Raw genomic sequence first — 15,677 nt, 5'->3', positions numbered from 1 at the left:
GTCCCCCCGAGCCTCGCCCGAACGCGACACTAACCCGGCTCCGCACCGCCGGGAATGCCTACCAATAGACCAAATTCAGGGACTTTCACTCCGCGGCGCGGCGCGCGCGACGGAGCTCGGCGCGGCGCTTGCCCTCGTGCATCGCCTGCACGCGGGCGATCGGGATCGTGTGCCCCTCCTCGATGAGGTCGGCGGGCAGCCGCTGCGGCGCGGGCATGGCCTCCGCCCACGGGTCGGCGTCCTTGAGCAGCCCGGCCGCGGTGTGCACGGTGAAGTCGCCCGGCGCCACCCGGTCGAGGTCCGACCAGAGCACCGGGAAGGACACCGGCACGCCGGGACGCACGCGCGGACTGTAGGCGGCCACGACCGTGGCGCCGCCTGCCCGGGTGGAGTCGATGAACACCTTGCCCGCACGGTCCTCGCGGATGAACGCCGTGGTGGCCAGCGCCGGATCCACCCGCTCGGCGCGCGCGCCCACCGCGCGGGTGGCCGCGGCCAGGTCGTCCACGGCGGTCCCCGCCGCCACGGGCACGAACACGTGCACGCCTTTGGCTCCGCTGGTCTTCACCGCGCCCGCCAGCCCCGCCTCCTCCAGCGCCTGGCGGACGAGGAACGCGGCGCGCACGGCCAGCCCGAAGGACTCGCTCCCCTCGGGCGGGTCGAGATCGAGCACCATGTGCGTGGGCTGGTCGCCGGCGAACAGCGACGGGTGATACTCGACCGCCCGCTGGTTGGCGAACCACAGCAGCGTCCGCCGGTCGTTGCACACCGCGTACGTCACCTGCCGGCGTGACGCCTCGGCCCAGACGGAGAACCTCTCCACCCATTCGGGGGCGTATTTCGGCAGGTTCTTCTGCATGAAGGGCTCCTGCCCGGGGCGTACCCGGATCACCGAGAGCGCCCGGTCGCGCAGGACCGGGAGGATGCGGTCGCCGACCGCGTCGAGGTAGTCGACCAGGTCACGCTTGGTCGCACCCGCCCCGTCGAACAGCGGCTGGTCGAGGTTGCTCAGGGCCACCCCGTCACGCGTCTCATCGCTGCTCACCCGCCTCACCATATCGGGGAAGAATGGGCGAGACCATGACCCGTTACCTCTACCTGGCCCGCCACGGCGAGGCCACCTCCGACGAACGATCCCTGACCGCGAACGGCCGCCGCCAGGCCACGCTCCTCGGCGAGCGGCTCAAGGACGTCCCCCTCTCCGCCATCCACCACGGCCCGCTCCCCCGGGCGACGCAGACCGCCCGCCTGATCGGCGCGCAGCTCCCCGGCGTCCCGCTGCGCGTTTCCGAGGCCGCCGGGGACTACATTCCCTACCTGCCGGCGAAGGAGGAGCTGCCCCCGGAGCACGCCGACCGGTTCCTCGGCTTTCTCCAGCAGTTCCCCGCCGCCGAAGACGATCTCACCGCCGAGGCCATGCGCACGTTCACGGGCCCGGTGACGGAGGGCCCCCGCCACGAGCTGGTCGTCACCCACAACTTCCTGATCGGCTGGCTCGTCCGCGCCGCGCTGGACGCCCCGAAGTGGCGCTGGCTCGGCCTCAACCACGGCAACGCCGCCCTGACCGTCATCCGGTACGCCCCCGACCGCCCCTCCTCGGTGCTCTTCTACAACGACATGGGGCACCTGCCCGCCGAGCTGCGCTGGACCGGATTCCCGCCCGAGCTGCGGGAGTGAGTCCCTGTTACAGTGAGGCCGTTGACGCGGGGTGCCCGGAGGCCCGGGCTGAGATCACACCCGTTGAACCTGCTCTAGTTCGCACTAGCGAAGGGACGTCGATGTTCTGCGACGACATGTGGCTGCGTACCGCCGAGCTGATGACCGCCATCCACGATCATCCCTTCAACGTCGCGCTCGGCGACGGCACACTCGACCGGGACCGGTTCGCGTTCTACATCGTGCAGGACGGCCGCTATCTGGAGGCGTTCTCCAAGGCCCTGGCCACGGCGTCGGCCCGGGCCACCGACCCGGCGGACGCGGCGTTCTTCGCGCAGAGCGCGCACACCGCCCTGGCCGCCGAGCGCCTGCTGCACGCCGGGTACGTCGAGGAGCTCGGCGCCGACGCGGCCGGGATCGCCACGTCGCCGACCTGCCTGGCGTACGCGTCGTTCCTGCAGGCCACGGCGCTCGCCGCGCCCTACCCGGTGCTGGCGGCAGCGGTGCTGCCGTGCTTCTGGATCTATCAGGACGTCGGCACGGCGCTGCTGCGGCGCACCGGCGACGTGCCGGACCATCCGTACCGGAAGTGGATCGACACCTATTCGGACCCGGGGTTCGCGGCCTCCGTCGCGCAGGCCAAGGCCATCGCCGACCGGCTGGCCGCCACGGCCGATCCGGCGACCAGGGATGCCATGGTGCAGGCCTACTGCACGGCGGCGGCGTACGAGTGGATGTTCTGGGACAGCGCCTGGCGGCGCGAGACCTGGCCGACGGCGGGGTGGCTCACCCCGTGACGGCTACCGCAGGCGGACCAGCAGCGCCGCCGTGCCCGCCCCGGTGAGGCTCGGCAGCGCGGCGGGGCGCCCGCTCAGCAGCAGGAGCAGCGCCTGGATGGGTCCCTCCACCACGTCGCCCTCCCCGACCGCCCAGTCCACGTCGGTGGCCACCAGCCGGAGCCCGCGTAGCCGCCGCTGCGGGTAGAAGGGGAAACCTCGTTCCCAGATGTGGGTGGCGCAGGCTCGGGCCGGGACGAGCGGCATGACACGCTCGAGGCCGAGCGGCACGGTGATGTCCTGGCCGTGGACGAGTGCGTCGAACAACGGGTCGAGCGGCTTGGTCGAGGGCGCCCGGCGGCGCGAGCCGGCCGACTCGCGCACCTGCGCGACGATCTCGCGGATCGGCAGCCTGGCGTGCCGCACCGCCGAGTCGTGAACCATGCGATCGAAGTTGCCGCGTGCCCGGACGAACTCGACCAGCCCCCACGCGAGGTTCGCCCGGGTGGCGAGTGCCAGGTGGGCGGCCACGTCCCGCACCCGCCAGCCGTCGCAGAGTGAGGGCCGCTCCCATTCCGCCGCCGGCAACGATTCGAGCAGGTCGGCCAGGCCGCGCCGCTCGATCTCGAGGGCAGCCCAGATCTTCTCCTGGTCCATCCCGCACTCCTCCGTTTGCTAAGGTGACCTTAATATAAGGCAGCCTTAGCAAAAGGAGAAGACCCATGGCCGCCACGCATCCGCCGCACGTCGTGGCCCTGCTCTACGAGGCATACCTGCGCCTGCAGAACGTCGTGCAGGCGGCCGGCAACGCGTACGACGCGAACGTCCGGCCCGCGCACTCAGCGGTGTTCTTCCACATGGAGCACGAGGGCATCCGGTTGAGCAGGCTCGCCGAGAAGGCCCAGATGACCCCCCAGGCCATGGGGGCGCTGGTGGACGACCTGGAGCGGCTGGGATACCTGCGCCGGGTGCCCGACCCGGCCGACCGCCGCGCCAAGCTGATCCTCTTCACCGAGCGGGGCGACGAGGCCCTGAAGATCGGCTATGCCGCGATCGACGAGGTGGAGCGCCGGCTCGCGGGGTTGCTCGGCGAGGACGGCCTCGCCGAGCTGAACACCACGCTGAGCCGCCTCATCCAGGAGTTTTAGCCATCATCTCGCGCTCCTCGCGGGTGGGGATGAGCCCGGACGGCGCCAGGAGCTTCGACTCCTCGAACGGTGCCTCGGTGGTCGGCAGCGGCTCCCGCGTCCTGATCGCCTTCACCCACACCCGGGCCGCGTCCAGGATCACGATGATGATCATGAGGGCGAACAAGGCGGCCAGGATGCCGTCCACGGTGGAGTTGATCACGATCTGCCGCATCGCGTCCATGGACTTGGCGGGCGCGAGCAGCTGTCCCTGATCGAGCGCGGCCTGATAACGGTCACGCTGGGCGAAGAAGCCGAGCCCCGGGTCGGGCGAGAACACCTTCTGGTAGCTGGCCGTCAGGGTCACGGCCACGTCCCAGGCCAGTGGCACCGCCGTCACCCAGGCCCATTTGAGCCGTCCGCTCTTGATCAGCAGGGTCGTGGCCACGGTGAGCGCGACCGCGGCCAGCAACTGGTTGGCGATGCCGAAGAGCGGGAACAGCTGGTTGATGCCGCCGAGCGGGTCATTGACGCCCTGGTAGAGGAAGTATCCCCAGGCCGCCACGACCACCGCGCTGGAGGCCACCAGCCCCGGCCACCAGCTCACCCGCGCCATCGGCTTCCACAGGTTGCCGACCGTGTCCTGGAGCATGAACCGCCCCACCCGCGTCCCGGCGTCCACCGTCGTGAGGATGAACAACGCCTCGAACATGATCGCGAAGTGGTACCAGAACGCCTGCAACGCCGCTCCCCCGAGGAACCCGGAGAAGATCTGCGAGATGCCCACGGCCAGCGTGGGCGCGCCGCCCGTCCGGGCGATCAGCGTCTCCTCCTGTACGGCCGCCGCCGCGGCCTGCAGCTCCTCGGGCGTGATCACGAAGCCCATGTTCGTGACCGCCTGGGCGGCGGTCTGCACGGTGGTCCCGACGACGCCTGCCGGCGAGTTCATCGCGAAGTAGAGCCCGGGGGTCAGCACGCAGGCCGCGGTGATGGCCATGATGGCGACGAACGACTCCATGAGCATGGAGCCGTACCCGATCATCCGGACCTGCGTCTCCTTCTGGATCATCTTGGGTGTCGTGCCGGATGCGATCAGCGAGTGGAAGCCGGACAACGCCCCGCAGGCGATGATGATGAACACGAACGGGAACAACGAGCCCGCGAAGACCGGTCCCTTGCCGCTGAAGGCGAAGTCGGTGAACGCGGTGGTCTGCATCGGCGGCATCGTGATGGCGATGCCGATCGCGATCAGCACGATCGTGCCGATCTTCATGAACGTGGACAGGTAGTCGCGCGGCGCGAGCAGCATCCACACCGGCAGCACCGCGGCGACGAACCCGTAGGCGATGAGCCACAACGCGAGCGCCGACGGGCTCAGCGTGAAGAACGGCGCCCAGCTGGACCCCTGCACCCAGCCGCCGGCCATGATCGACAGGAGCAGCAGCGCCACCCCGATCACGGTGGTCTCGACGACCCTGCCGGGCCGGATCACCCGCAGGTAGAAGCCCATGAACAGGGCGATGGGGATCGTCATCGCGATGGAGAAGACGCCCCACGGCGACTGGGCGAGCGCGTTGACCACGACGAGCGCCAGCACGGCCAGCAGGATGATCATGATGGCGAAGACCGCGATGAGCGCCGCCGCCCCGCCGACCGGGCCGATCTCCTCGCGGGCCATCTGGCCGAGGCTGCGCCCGTTGCGCCGCATGGAGAAGAACAGGATCACCATGTCCTGCACGGCCCCGGCGAAGATCACGCCCGCCACGATCCAGATGGTCCCGGGCAGGTAGCCCATCTGAGCCGCGAGCACGGGTCCCACCAGCGGCCCCGCCCCCGCGATGGCGGCGAAGTGGTGCCCGAACAGGATCCGCCGGTCCGTCGGCTGGTAGTCGATGCCGTTGTCGAGCCGCTCGGCAGGAGTGGCCCGGCGATCGTCGGCGCGCAGCACCTTGCGGACGATGAGGCGGGCATAGAACCGGTAGGCGATGGCGTACGAGCCGAGCGCGGCGCAGAGCAGCCACACCGCGTTGACTTTCTCGCCTCTGGACAGGGCGAGGACCGCCCATCCGACGGCGCCCACGATCGCGACCAGCGTCCAGATGATGATGGAGCGCAACTTCACCGGTTACCTCCCGTGCTGAGAGCCATATAGAGGGCGCCCCAGGCAGCAACGCAGCCCGGCGTCCGGCGGCAGATCGGTGGTGAAGCGCCGCCAGTGCCACAGCGGACGGCAGTCGATCGTGACCGGAAGCTCGGCCAGATGCACCCAGGCTGTCGGATGCGCGTACACGAGATCGGTTTCGAGGCTGCGCGCCCGCTTGGGCAGCCGGGAGCGGCGTAGTGGCCTGACGGAGAACTCCCCGGCGTCCGCGCAGCAGAGGCCGGTCACGTGCCAGTCGAAGAACACCACTTCGTCGTCGCGCAGCGCTTCACGAGCGGCGGGCGTGAGCGTGATACGGGACATCTGTGGCTCCTGAAAATCAGGCAGCTCAGAATTTAACGTCGGCCTTACCCCTTGTAGTCGCAGTTGAAACGGCCTTGGCGAGACCTCGCCGCACGCGGACGCGCCCCTGGCTCGGGGTGACCGAGCCGGGGGCGCATCTTGTCAGCGAGCACGGTCGAGAGCCACATCTCCAGTGCCCTGCGCAAGCTCGGCTACCTGTCGCGCGAGGAGCTGGCCACGCACCCGCTCGCCGCGGACGAAATAGGCTGGCCACCATGTCCGACTCAGACACACGGCAGGACGTCCGCGTCGAGATCACGATGACCATGTCGATCATCGATGCCCAGGCCCTGCGGGACGCGGCCATCGACACGATCGAGAGGAAGGGCGTCTGGCACATCGGACCGGACGCGACAGACGCACAGAAGCAGGCCGAAATCGATCAGATCGCGGCCGATCCCGCCCACGCGGTGAGTAATCTGGTCGCTTTCATGAACATTGACGACCTCATCGCGGCGCGCATCCCGGGCCTGGAGCCCGACAGCGCGTCCGTGCGCGCGAGAGTGGAGAACACCTAGGTGCTGACCGGAGAGCGGGTACGCCTGCGAGCCCTGGAGCCGGCCGACAGCGAGGACATGTGGCGGTGGTACCACGATCCCGAGGTCGGCCGGTGGATGGACGGCTCGCCACCCATCTCACTCGCCCAGAACATCGAGAAAGGCGAGAACCGGCCGCGCAACACCTTCGAGGAGATGGTGCTCGGCATCGAGGCGCTCGACGACCAGAAGCTGATCGGCTACGTCGCGCTCGGCGAGACCGACTTCATCCACGGCGAGGCGACCGTGCAGAGCATCGCCATCGGCGACCGCTCCCGCTGGGGCGCCGGTTACGCGACCGACGCCCTGCGGGTGATCTGCCGGTACGCGTTCGAGGAGATGGGCCTGCACCGGCTGATGCTGTGGGTGGTCGCGGACAACGAGGCGGCCGTTCGCGCGTACACGAAGGTGGGGTTCGTCGAGGAGGGCCGGCGCAGGGAGGCGTTCCGCACGCGGGGCAAGCGGCACGACTTCCTCATGATGGGCATGCTGAGCTCCGAGCTCAGGTGAGGCCCGTCACGGCTCGTCGTGCCAGTCGGGCGGGGTGACGGTCCCGGAGGTCCAGTCGCGGCGCAGGATGGCGTAGCCGACCGCGTCGTGCCGCATGCCGTCCGGGGCCGGCCAGGCCTCCCGGTAGTGCCCCTCCTTCGCGTAGCCGCTCTTGCGGAAGACCGCCCGCATCGCGTGGTTGTCCTGGCGGGTCGTGCCCTCGATCCGCAGGACGTCGGGCAGCTCGGTGAACAGGTAACCGGTCAGCCAGGCCACCGCCGCCGTACCGAGGCCCTGCCCGCGCCACTGCTTGCGTACGCGCAGGTCGAACATGGGTGTGTCGTCGGCGAGGTCCTGCAGCTTGACCAGCCCCGCGCGCTCGCCGTCCGCGAGGATCCAGAACGTCCGCGTCTCGTCGTCGTCGTAGCGGCCTTCGGCGGCGAACCGCCGCACGGTCTCGCGGTCCTGCGTGCCCGCGTGGTACGGCCATTCCTCGCCGGTCAGGAAGTCGGCGAGCGCCTCGCCGTCGCCGGCGGAGATTCTCGAGAAGTCAATGTGCACCCGTCGAGGGTGATCGTCGGCTCATGCCCCGGTCAACCGGATTTCGGGCCCGCCCTTGACGAGAAAGGCGGGCCCGATCCGATGTGGAGCTAGTCGATCATGGTGATGCGGTTGGTGGCAGGCGGCGCGGCGGGGTTGTTCGCGCCGAGGTAGTCGACGAAGGCGTCGATGTCCAGCGGCCCGCTCCACAGGTCCGTCCCGTCCCGGAAGGCGAGGAACGCGTCACCGCCGCCCACCAGGAAGTTGTTCGCCGCGACCCGGATCGTCTGCGTGTCCGTCACCGGCACCCCGTCGATCTTCATGTCCGACACCTTGGAGCCCCACGCGGCGCTCCGCCTGTAGGTGTAGGTGAAGTTCGCCGAGGGCTGCAGGATCTTGGTGAACGACTGGTTGTTGGGCCCGCCGGTGAACTGCTGCTCGAGCACTGTCTTCAGCTGGGCGCCCGTCAGGGTCACGACCTGCATGAGATTGTTGAACGGCTGCGTGGTGAACGCCTCGCCGTACGTCACGACGCCGTCGCCCTCGTTCGCCGGCGAGCTCGCGTACGTCAGCGGCGCCCGTACACCGCCCGGGTTCATCAGGGCGATCTGCGCGTTGCCGCCGGTCTTGGTGGCGGCCAGCTGGGCGTCGGCGATGAGGTTGCCGAGCGGGGTCTCGCCGGAGGGGGCGGGCGCGTTGGTGATGTCGGTGGTGATCGTGCCGACCGCCTTGTTGGCGACGGGAGCGACACGGTCCTTCCACGTCTGCACGAAAGCGGAAATTTCAGGATCGGGGGCAACCGTCCGTGTGACCACATGGTTGTCCGCCACGACCGACGCCCGCTCGATGTCCCGGGTCCGGAGGTCGACGTTCATGTCCACCTGCGTGATGACCCGGCCGAACGAGCCGCCCTGCGAGTAGACGCGGTCGTTGCCCGCCGGGTCCTTGACCTTGCACAGGTACGCCTGGTGCGAGTGCCCGCTGAGCACCATGTCGATCTCGGGGTCCACCTGCGTGGCGATGCGGTTGCCCGCTCCCGGGATGGCGCTGCACGCGTCCGGCGACTGGCCGGTGTTCACCTGGTCGCCCTCGTGCACGAGCACGACCTGGGCCTTGACGCCCACCAGCTTGAGGATCTTCGAGGCGATGTTCGCGGCCTTGACCTCGTCCGCGAACTTGAGGTCCTTGATGCCCTCGGTCGTGACGATGCTCGGCGTGGTCTGCGTGACGAGCCCGATGAAGCCGATCGGGACGCCGTTCATCCACTTGACGCTGACCGGCGGCAGCGCGGGCACGCCCCAGTCGGCCAGCAGCTCCTTGACCTCGGTCTGCTTGGCGCCGAGCGCGGCCAGCGCGTCCGTCTTCTCGTTGGGGTTCTTGAACAAGACATTGGCGCCGACGTAGTCGAACTGAGCGCCCTTCCACTCGCCGGCCGGCGAGCAGCCGTCGACCGGGTGGCAGCCGCCGTCCATGATGCGGCGCAGCTCGGCGTACCCTTCGTCGAACTCGTGGTTGCCCACAGCGGCCACCTTGAGCCCCAGCTTGTCCATGAACTCGATGGACGGCTCGTCGTGGTACGCCGCCGAGATCAGCGGCGTCGCCCCGATGAGGTCACCCTGGGCCACGGCGATGGTGTTCTGGTCGGCCAGGGACTTCATGTGCGCGGCGATGTAGGCCGCACCCCCGGCGTCGACGGTGTGGCCGTGCTCGTCCACCATGCGGCCGGACGACCCGGTCGGGGGCTCGAGGTGGCCATGGAAGTCGTTGAGCGCGAGGAGTCGTACGGGAACCGTACGCGGAGGGGCCTTGCTCGCGTCCGCCGGGAGGGTGGCGAGGAAAACCGCACCCGACGTGACGGCTCCGGCCAACGCCAGCCGGAGGAGGGATCGAGACGTCATGGCCTTAGACGTTAAGGCCGGAAGCTATGCGGCCAATGTCGCAAAGGTAACGATTTGCCCGGCTGCCGCATGGCGTCTTTTGCCAGTTGTCCGCCTAGAGTGCTCGTGTGAGCGCGCACGTGAAGATCAGGGAACGACTGGACGACGCGGAGATCGCCGAGGTGCTCGGCCTGGTGGAAGCGGCGACGGAGGCCGATGGCGTCCGCCCCCTCAACGAGCACGTGATGCTCCACCTCAGATACGGCGGCGACCCGCAGGCACGCTCACTCCTGCTGTACGGGGACACGTTGCTGGGGTATGCCCACGTCGATCCGACCGACGAGGTCCAGGGCCCGAGCGCCGAGCTGGTCATCCACCCGGCGCACCGCCGCCAGGGCCATGGCGCCCGCCTGCTGCGATCCGTGCTCGAGCTGGGCGACGGCCGGTTGCGGCTGTGGGCGCACGGTGACCACGCGGGCGCAGGGGCGCTGGCGGCGCGGTTCGGCCTCGAACGCGTCCGCTCGCTCTGGCAGATGCGCCGCTCCCTGTTCGCCCCCTTGGAGGCGACCGCCCTGCCGGAGGGGGTGCGGGTGCGGGCATTCGTGCCCGGCCAGGACGAGGAGGCCTGGCTCAAGGTCAACGCCGCCGCCTTCGCCCACCACCCCGAGCAGGGCGCGTGGACGATGGACGACCTGCTGCGGCGCGAGCAGGAGCCCTGGTTCGACCCGGAGGGTTTCTTCCTGGCCTCCCGCGGCGATCGGCTGGTCGGCTTCCACTGGACGAAGATCCATGGCTCGTCCGAGCACGGCCACGAGCCGCTCGGCGAGGTCTACGTGGTGGGCGTGGATCCCTCACAGCAGGGCACCGGCCTGGGCAGAGCGCTCACCCTGGCCGGCCTGAGCCACCTGCGCGCCCGCGGCCTCGCCCAGGCGATGCTGTACGTGGACGAGGCCAACACGGCGGCGATCAGGCTGTACGAGTCCCTGGGCTTCGCCCGCTGGGACGTGGACGTGATGTACGCGCTCGCATAGCGGTCATCCAACGACCGCGAGCGACAGCGGACGGACAGCGGACGGGCGGCGGACGGGCGGCGGACGGGCAGCGGACGGGCGGCGGACGGGCGGCGGACGGGCAGCGGACGGGCGGCGGACGGGCAGCGGACGGGCGGCGGACGGGCAGCGGACGGGCGGCGGACGGGAGGAACCATCCGCCGACCGCGTTACGAACGGACGGTCATTCGACGATCGCGTGGAGGATGAAGTAGGAGACCGCCGCCACCGCGGCGGCGGCCGGGATGGTCAGGATCCATGCCGTCACGATGTTCCCCGCCACCCCCCACCGGACGGCACTGAGGCGTTTGGTCGCGCCCACACCCATGATCGCCGAAGTGATCGTGTGCGTGGTCGAGATCGGCGCCCCGAACCCGATGGCGGCCGCGTACAGGACGGTCGACGCCGCCGTCTCCGCCGCGAACCCCTGCGGCGGGTCGAGCGCGATGATGCGCCGCCCCAGCGTACGCATGATGCGCCAGCCGCCCGCGTACGTGCCGAGGGAGATCGCACCCGCGGCGGCCAGGATGACCCACTGCGGGATGGGGTCGTCCGGCGCGACATGGCCGCCGACGACGAGGGCCAGGAAGATCACACCCATCGTCTTCTGCGCGTCCTGCAGGCCGTGCCCGAGCGCCATGGCGGCGGCCGAGACGGTCTGGGCGTAGCGGAAGCCGCGGTTGGTCTTGCCCGGCTGGCTGTTGCGGAAGATCCAATAAATCGCGATCATGATCAGGGCGGCGAGGCTGAACCCCACCAACGGCGAGATCACCATCGGGATGACGACCTTCTCGAGGACGCCGTCCCAGTGCACCACGCTGGCCGAGGCCAGCGCGGAGCCCACCAGGCCGCCGATGAGCGCGTGGCTGGAGGAGGAGGGCAGGCCGAAATACCAGGTGATCAAGTTCCAGGTGATCGCGCCGATGAGCGCCGCTGCCACGATGACCAGGCCGTGTGAGCCGTCCGGCGCGTCGATGATGCCCTTGCCGACCGTCGAGGCGACCTGGGTGCCCAGGTGAGCGCCGATGAAGTTCATGGCCGCGGCCATGAACAACGCGGCCCTGGGCGTGAGGGCTCGGGTCGAGACGGAGGTCGCGATGGCGTTCGCCGCGTCGTGGAACCCGTTGGTGTAGTCGAAGACCAGTGCGACGACGACCACGCCGATGACGAGGGCGAGCGAGAGGTCCACTGGGCCTAGCTTTCCTTGACCGCGATGGACTCGACGGTGTTGGCCACGTGCTCGAAGGCGTCGGCCGCCTCCTCGAGGGCGTCGACGACCTCCTTCATCTTCATGACCGTGAGGGCGTCGTACTCGCCGCTGAACAGCTTGGCCAGCAGCCTCCTGTAGACCTGGTCGCCCTGGTTCTCCAGGCGGTTGACCTCGATCCAGTATTCGTTGAGGTTCTTCATCGAGCGCAGCCGCGGCATGGCCTCGGCGGTCAGCTCGGCGGCCCGCTCCAGCACCTCGACCTGCCTGACCACGTCCTTGGGCAGGTGGTCGAGCTGGTAGAGGACGATGAGGTCGGAGGCGGCCTCCATGGCGTCCATCACGTCGTCGAGGTTGGAGGCGAGGCGGTAGATGTCCTCGCGATCGAACGGAGTGATGAAGCTCTCATTGAGCCGGTTCATGATCGCATGGGTGCGTTCGTCACCGGCGTGCTCGCAAGCGCGCATCTTCTCGGCCAGGGCCTCACGGTCCGAGCCCTCGCTGATGATCTCCACTAGCAAGCGCGATGCAGTGACCAGGTTGTTCGCCGAGTCGGCGAACAGGTCGTAGTAGCTGTCCTCACGTGGCGTGAGACGCAGGCGCACGTCGTTCTCCAGCTGTGCGGGGATGGTCCGTGGAAGAGGGTATGGCCTACCAGGCGAAATGCGAACTTCATCTCTCCTTCGCCTAATGGCTACCCGCCGTATGTTGTGTGACACCGAGATTGCGGGTACAGCTGGGCGCTTTCGCCGCTAGCACCCCTTCCCACCAGTCCGCACACCCTCGCGGGCGCCCGAAAACCGCCCGCCGCTCACCCGAATGTTCTCTTTGTGTTCACCTTCCGTTCATCTTGTTCAGATCTTCGTACGGTGAAAGTTCCGGAACGACCTGGACGGCGTGGGCCCCCGCTGCCCCTGATAGCGCGAGCCGTACTTGGCGGACCCGTACGGGTGCTCAGCCGGCGAGCTGAGCTTGAACACGCACAACTGCCCGATCTTCATCCCCGGCCACAACTTGATCGGCAACGTCGCCACGTTCGACAACTCCAGCGTTACATGCCCACTGAAACCAGGATCAATGAACCCGGCCGTCGAGTGAGTCAGCAACCCGAGCCGCCCCAGCGAACTCTTGCCCTCCAGCCGCGACGCCAGGTCGTCGGGCAACGTGATCACCTCATACGTGGAGGCCAGCACGAACTCGCCAGGATGCAAGATGAACGGCTCGTCACCATCAGGCTCCACCATCCGCGTCAGATCCGGCTGCTCGATCGACGGATCGATGTGCGGATACCGATGGTTCTCGAACACCCGGAAGAACCGATCGAGCCGCACATCGATGCTGGAGGGCTGGATCATGTCCCGGTCGAAGGGGTCGACGGTGAGCCGGCCGGCGTTGATCTCGGCAAGGATGTCGCGGTCAGATAGCAGCACGGAGAGCAACCTACCGCCCGGGTGGAAACTGTGTGAGCTCGGGATTGCTGTTGTGGGGCAAGTTTCCGCTACAGTGGGGGACGCGACTTGGAGTCGCGCGCGGGTGTAGTTCAATGGCAGAACATCAGCTTCCCAAGCTGACAGCGCGGGTTCGATTCCCGTCACCCGCTCTCATGGCAAGGGCTCGATCGGTTCCTGTTACTGCCAAACCGCAACGTCGCCCCCTGGCATACAAACGAGACACAGGCTCTCGGGGCCGTGTACGCTCCACGCCTCATATCCGGCGTCGGGTTTCACGTTCAGATGCATCCCGCTGTCGAACACCAACCGCAGCATTCCCGACTTGAAGGCAACGGATGAGAGGAGCGTCGTACCGAAGAGAGCCAGGGCCGGTGCCACCTCCTGCCGTTCCGGTACAAGACGTGAGGTCACCACGTCGGAGGCGCGTAACGGACCCTCGCTGAGCACCGCCTCAGCCTCCAGGTCCACTTGCGCTTCGCCGTCCAACACCAGCGTCAACTGATAGCTCACGCGGATTTGAGTCACCTGCATGCTGCGGTACGGCAGCAGCCAACGATCTTCTAACTCGACCAGTTCCGTTCCATCGACCATGCGATATCCCTGTCAGACGTCGTCCGCAACCCTGCTGGCGCTTTGACGCGCTCCGTGCCCGTTGCGTGCCCGTTCGGAGAGCGATCAGCGGGGAGTCACGGGGACTCACGGTCACTCGACTGGCATATGCCCAGGTCAGCGTTTCCCCTGCTTGGAGGCCTGGATCTTGAAAGAGTTCCCAAGCTGACAGCGCGGGTTCGATTCCCGTCACCCGCTCTCAGACTGAAAGCCCAGGTAGACCGATGGATTCGGTACCTGGGCTTTGATCTTGTCTAGGGCTGTTGATCTCTGCGTGCCATTAGCGTGCCATTAAGCCAGGCGATCATCCGGCGGGAACCAGCAGGCCAGGCGGATCGTCATCGTCGCGTGCCCGTTCGTGCCCGATGAGGTGCTTGTCGATCGCTTCCGTGATCAGCTTGTCGGCCCCTCTCACAGCGTGCTGATAGATCATCGCAGCCCGGACATTGTCGTGCCCCATGCGTGCCATGAGGTCCTTGAGACCCGCGCCGGAATCCGCCGCGATCATGTTTCCCGTGTGGCGGAGATCATGGAAGTGCAGCCCCGGAACACCGATCGCCCGAACGGCCTCCATCCACCCGGCGAGCTTGTTGAACCCGCTCCTCCTCATCGGGCCGCCCTTGATCCCAGTGAAGATCAGCGCTCCCGCCTCGGGCTTCACGTAGAGCCGCAGATGCTCCTTGAGAGCCGGAATGATCGCCTGTGGGATGCCGACGATCCGCTTGCCCGCCTTGGACTTGGGCGGGCCAAGGACCAGTTCGCCTGTGGAGCGTTCCACATACGCCAGGCGCACGCGGACTGTTCCCGCGTCGATGTCGAGATCGGCTCTTGTGAGTGCGGTGATCTCGCCCCAGCGCAGGCTCGCGAAGGTGGCCAGCAGGACGAAGGCCCGGTAACGGCGATCGTGCGTGCAGTCGGCCTGTCCGGTGTCGATCATCCGCCACAGCGCCCGCTCGGCCTCGGCCCGCGTCGGGAAGACCTCTGGAAAGGTACGCATCTCGCCGTGCCTCTGGAAGCGCACCCGGTATCCCTCGCCCTTCTTGAGGCCCCGGATGCTCCCCACCGGGCGACGTCCAACCTTGTCCGCCAGCTCGAAGACCTGCCCCACGGACAGAACCGGTCGCTCTTCGGCGTGCTCGTCGCCGGCCCCGCGGATGCGGCACGGGTTGCGCGAGATGATCCGGTCGTCCTCGGCTGCCGTCGTCAGCACGGCACGCAGCAGTCGGTACGCCTTGGCCGCCATGCTCACGGAGACGCCCTTGCCGAGCAGGTCCGCCCGCCACTGCCGAATCATCGCCGTCGAGAGCTTCCCGAGCGGGACGTTGCCGAGATACGGCGTGATGTGCTTCTTGAGCAGCCAGCGGTACAGATCGACCGTCCTGGGGCGAAGGCCGGGACGCTGATCGATCCAGATTGCCGAATACTCGGCGAGCTTGATCTTGGCTCGCTCAGGGTCGGTCCACGTCCCGGCGAGGATCCGCCCCTCGATCAGTGTGAGCGCTCGATCCGCGTCGCCCTTGCGCTCGTAGGTCTCCTCACCGGTCCTGATGCGTCCGTCCGGCCCCGGGTAGCGGATCTGGAACCGGCCCGAGGGCAGCTTGCGGATGTTGCCGAAACGACGGTGGTTGTCCTTGTTCGCCATCAGGCGGCCCTCCCGGTTGCGTCGAAGGTCGTCAGAGGCGCGACGGTGCCCGCGACGACGAAGGCGATCAGTGCTGACTCACGGATGCGGACGTGCCGCCCGACCTTCACGAACTCGATGCGGCGTTCAGCGATCAGTCGGCGGACGAAGCGAACCGAGGTGTGCAGCAACTCGGCCGCTTCCGGGACGGTGAACAGTTGGTCCAAGATCTCCTC

At 68.2% G+C, this 15,677-nt stretch carries 18 protein-coding genes, 1 tRNA gene and 1 riboswitch; of the genes, 7 read left to right on the top strand and 12 right to left on the bottom strand.

Going from position 1 to position 15,677, the window contains the following annotated elements:
- Positions 1–85 precede the first annotated feature (85 nt).
- Positions 86–1,045, bottom strand: a complete 960-nt coding sequence (locus EDD27_RS48160; protein ID WP_241564640.1) for a DNA polymerase domain-containing protein — start codon at positions 1,043–1,045, stop codon at positions 86–88.
- Between the two features lie 23 nt (positions 1,046–1,068).
- Between EDD27_RS48160 and EDD27_RS48155 the strand changes: the two genes are divergently transcribed.
- Together EDD27_RS48155 and EDD27_RS48150 are read left to right on the top strand one after the other, a co-directional pair.
- Positions 1,069–1,677 (top strand): histidine phosphatase family protein, encoded by a 609-nt coding sequence (locus EDD27_RS48155; protein ID WP_127939437.1) that lies wholly within the window; start codon positions 1,069–1,071, stop codon positions 1,675–1,677.
- A 17-nt stretch (positions 1,678–1,694) separates the two neighbouring features.
- Positions 1,695–1,790: riboswitch (TPP riboswitch) on the top strand.
- Positions 1,779–2,453, top strand: coding sequence for a TenA family protein (locus tag EDD27_RS48150; protein ID WP_127939436.1), 675 nt, complete (start codon positions 1,779–1,781; stop codon positions 2,451–2,453). (Overlaps the previous riboswitch by 12 nt.)
- 3 nt (positions 2,454–2,456) lie before the next feature.
- Here EDD27_RS48150 and EDD27_RS48145 read toward each other — a convergent pair whose 3' ends face one another.
- Positions 2,457–3,089 carry a maleylpyruvate isomerase family mycothiol-dependent enzyme gene (locus tag EDD27_RS48145; RefSeq protein ID WP_127939435.1) on the bottom strand — a complete coding sequence of 211 codons (633 nt, stop codon included), beginning with the start codon at positions 3,087–3,089 and terminating at the stop codon, positions 2,457–2,459.
- A 65-nt stretch (positions 3,090–3,154) separates the two neighbouring features.
- On the opposite strand from EDD27_RS48145, the gene EDD27_RS48140 reads away from it, so the two are divergent.
- Positions 3,155–3,580 (top strand): MarR family winged helix-turn-helix transcriptional regulator, encoded by a 426-nt coding sequence (locus EDD27_RS48140; RefSeq protein ID WP_127939434.1) that lies wholly within the window; start codon positions 3,155–3,157, stop codon positions 3,578–3,580.
- On the opposite strand, the gene EDD27_RS48135 is transcribed toward EDD27_RS48140, so the two are convergent.
- Positions 3,564–5,681: a carbon starvation CstA family protein gene (locus EDD27_RS48135; RefSeq protein WP_127939433.1), complete on the bottom strand. Its 2,118-nt coding sequence runs from the start codon at positions 5,679–5,681 to the stop codon at positions 3,564–3,566. The genes EDD27_RS48140 and EDD27_RS48135 overlap by 17 nt on opposite strands.
- A 3-nt stretch (positions 5,682–5,684) precedes the next feature.
- Positions 5,685–6,023: a hypothetical protein gene (locus tag EDD27_RS48130; RefSeq protein ID WP_127939432.1), complete on the bottom strand. Its 339-nt coding sequence runs from the start codon at positions 6,021–6,023 to the stop codon at positions 5,685–5,687.
- A 254-nt stretch (positions 6,024–6,277) separates the two neighbouring features.
- Here EDD27_RS48130 and EDD27_RS48125 point away from each other — a divergent pair, with 254 nt between their 5' ends.
- Both EDD27_RS48125 and EDD27_RS48120 read left to right on the top strand, forming a co-directional pair.
- Positions 6,278–6,580 carry a hypothetical protein gene (locus EDD27_RS48125; RefSeq protein ID WP_127939431.1) on the top strand — a complete coding sequence of 101 codons (303 nt, stop codon included), beginning with the start codon at positions 6,278–6,280 and terminating at the stop codon, positions 6,578–6,580.
- The gene (locus EDD27_RS48120; protein ID WP_127939430.1) at positions 6,581–7,108 is read left to right on the top strand and encodes a GNAT family N-acetyltransferase; all 528 of its coding nucleotides are present in this window, start codon (positions 6,581–6,583) and stop codon (positions 7,106–7,108) included. It abuts the gene before it with no gap.
- 6 nt (positions 7,109–7,114) lie between these two features.
- Here the strand turns inward: EDD27_RS48120 and EDD27_RS48115 are convergent, their stop codons facing one another.
- Both EDD27_RS48115 and EDD27_RS48110 read right to left on the bottom strand, forming a co-directional pair.
- Positions 7,115–7,648: a GNAT family N-acetyltransferase gene (locus tag EDD27_RS48115; protein ID WP_127939429.1), complete on the bottom strand. Its 534-nt coding sequence runs from the start codon at positions 7,646–7,648 to the stop codon at positions 7,115–7,117.
- Positions 7,649–7,737: 89 nt separating this feature from the next.
- Positions 7,738–9,525 (bottom strand): bifunctional metallophosphatase/5'-nucleotidase, encoded by a 1,788-nt coding sequence (locus tag EDD27_RS48110; RefSeq protein WP_127939428.1) that lies wholly within the window; start codon positions 9,523–9,525, stop codon positions 7,738–7,740.
- Positions 9,526–9,632: 107 nt separating this feature from the next.
- Between EDD27_RS48110 and mshD the strand changes: the two genes are divergently transcribed.
- Positions 9,633–10,535, top strand: a complete 903-nt coding sequence (mshD, locus tag EDD27_RS48105; protein WP_127939427.1) for a mycothiol synthase — start codon at positions 9,633–9,635, stop codon at positions 10,533–10,535.
- Between the two features lie 202 nt (positions 10,536–10,737).
- On the opposite strand, the gene EDD27_RS48100 is transcribed toward mshD, so the two are convergent.
- From EDD27_RS48100 to dcd, 3 genes are all read right to left on the bottom strand, one after another.
- Complete coding sequence (locus EDD27_RS48100; RefSeq protein WP_127939426.1) at positions 10,738–11,742, bottom strand: inorganic phosphate transporter; 1,005 nt, start codon at positions 11,740–11,742, stop codon at positions 10,738–10,740.
- A gap of 5 nt (positions 11,743–11,747) precedes the next feature.
- Positions 11,748–12,365: a DUF47 domain-containing protein gene (locus EDD27_RS48095; RefSeq protein ID WP_127939425.1), complete on the bottom strand. Its 618-nt coding sequence runs from the start codon at positions 12,363–12,365 to the stop codon at positions 11,748–11,750.
- Positions 12,366–12,614: 249 nt separating this feature from the next.
- Entirely contained in the window at positions 12,615–13,190 is a 576-nt protein-coding gene (dcd, locus tag EDD27_RS48090) for a dCTP deaminase (protein WP_164904125.1), read from the bottom strand.
- A gap of 99 nt (positions 13,191–13,289) precedes the next feature.
- Between dcd and EDD27_RS48085 the strand changes: the two genes are divergently transcribed.
- Positions 13,290–13,360, top strand: a tRNA-Gly gene (locus EDD27_RS48085).
- 28 nt (positions 13,361–13,388) lie between these two features.
- Here EDD27_RS48085 and EDD27_RS48080 read toward each other — a convergent pair.
- The 3 genes from EDD27_RS48080 to EDD27_RS48065 form a co-directional block, all read right to left on the bottom strand.
- Complete coding sequence (locus tag EDD27_RS48080) at positions 13,389–13,802, bottom strand: DUF6188 family protein (RefSeq protein ID WP_127939424.1); 414 nt, start codon at positions 13,800–13,802, stop codon at positions 13,389–13,391.
- 322 nt (positions 13,803–14,124) lie between these two features.
- Positions 14,125–15,462 carry a tyrosine-type recombinase/integrase gene (locus EDD27_RS56135; protein ID WP_206642001.1) on the bottom strand — a complete coding sequence of 446 codons (1,338 nt, stop codon included), beginning with the start codon at positions 15,460–15,462 and terminating at the stop codon, positions 14,125–14,127.
- On the bottom strand, positions 15,462–15,668 hold the full coding sequence (locus EDD27_RS48065; protein WP_241564639.1) for a helix-turn-helix domain-containing protein: 207 nt from the start codon (positions 15,666–15,668) through the stop codon (positions 15,462–15,464). Before EDD27_RS48065 ends, EDD27_RS56135 begins: the two co-directional genes overlap by 1 nt.
- Positions 15,669–15,677 lie beyond the last annotated feature (9 nt).

The organism is Nonomuraea polychroma (genome assembly GCF_004011505.1).
In the GTDB taxonomy this organism is placed as follows: Bacteria; Actinomycetota; Actinomycetes; order Streptosporangiales; family Streptosporangiaceae; genus Nonomuraea; species Nonomuraea polychroma.
The sequence above is the reverse complement of the archived record's forward strand: the minus strand, read 5'-3'. Positions and strand labels throughout refer to the sequence as shown.

Bases quoted from the DNA above. Each gene is read 5' to 3' on its own strand.
- EDD27_RS48155 (WP_127939437.1), top strand. From the start codon at position 1,069: ATGGGCGAGACCATGACCCGTTACCTCTACCTGGCCCGCCACGGCGAG.
- EDD27_RS48150 (WP_127939436.1), top strand. From the start codon at position 1,779: ATGTTCTGCGACGACATGTGGCTGCGTACCGCCGAGCTGATGACCGCC.
- EDD27_RS48145 (WP_127939435.1), bottom strand. From the start codon at position 3,089: ATGGACCAGGAGAAGATCTGGGCTGCCCTCGAGATCGAGCGGCGCGGC.
- EDD27_RS48140 (WP_127939434.1), top strand. From the start codon at position 3,155: ATGGCCGCCACGCATCCGCCGCACGTCGTGGCCCTGCTCTACGAGGCA.
- EDD27_RS48130 (WP_127939432.1), bottom strand. From the start codon at position 6,023: ATGTCCCGTATCACGCTCACGCCCGCCGCTCGTGAAGCGCTGCGCGAC.
- EDD27_RS48125 (WP_127939431.1), top strand. From the start codon at position 6,278: ATGTCCGACTCAGACACACGGCAGGACGTCCGCGTCGAGATCACGATG.
- EDD27_RS48110 (WP_127939428.1), bottom strand. From the start codon at position 9,525: ATGACGTCTCGATCCCTCCTCCGGCTGGCGTTGGCCGGAGCCGTCACG.
- EDD27_RS48080 (WP_127939424.1), bottom strand. From the start codon at position 13,802: ATGGTCGATGGAACGGAACTGGTCGAGTTAGAAGATCGTTGGCTGCTG.
- EDD27_RS56135 (WP_206642001.1), bottom strand. From the start codon at position 15,462: ATGGCGAACAAGGACAACCACCGTCGTTTCGGCAACATCCGCAAGCTG.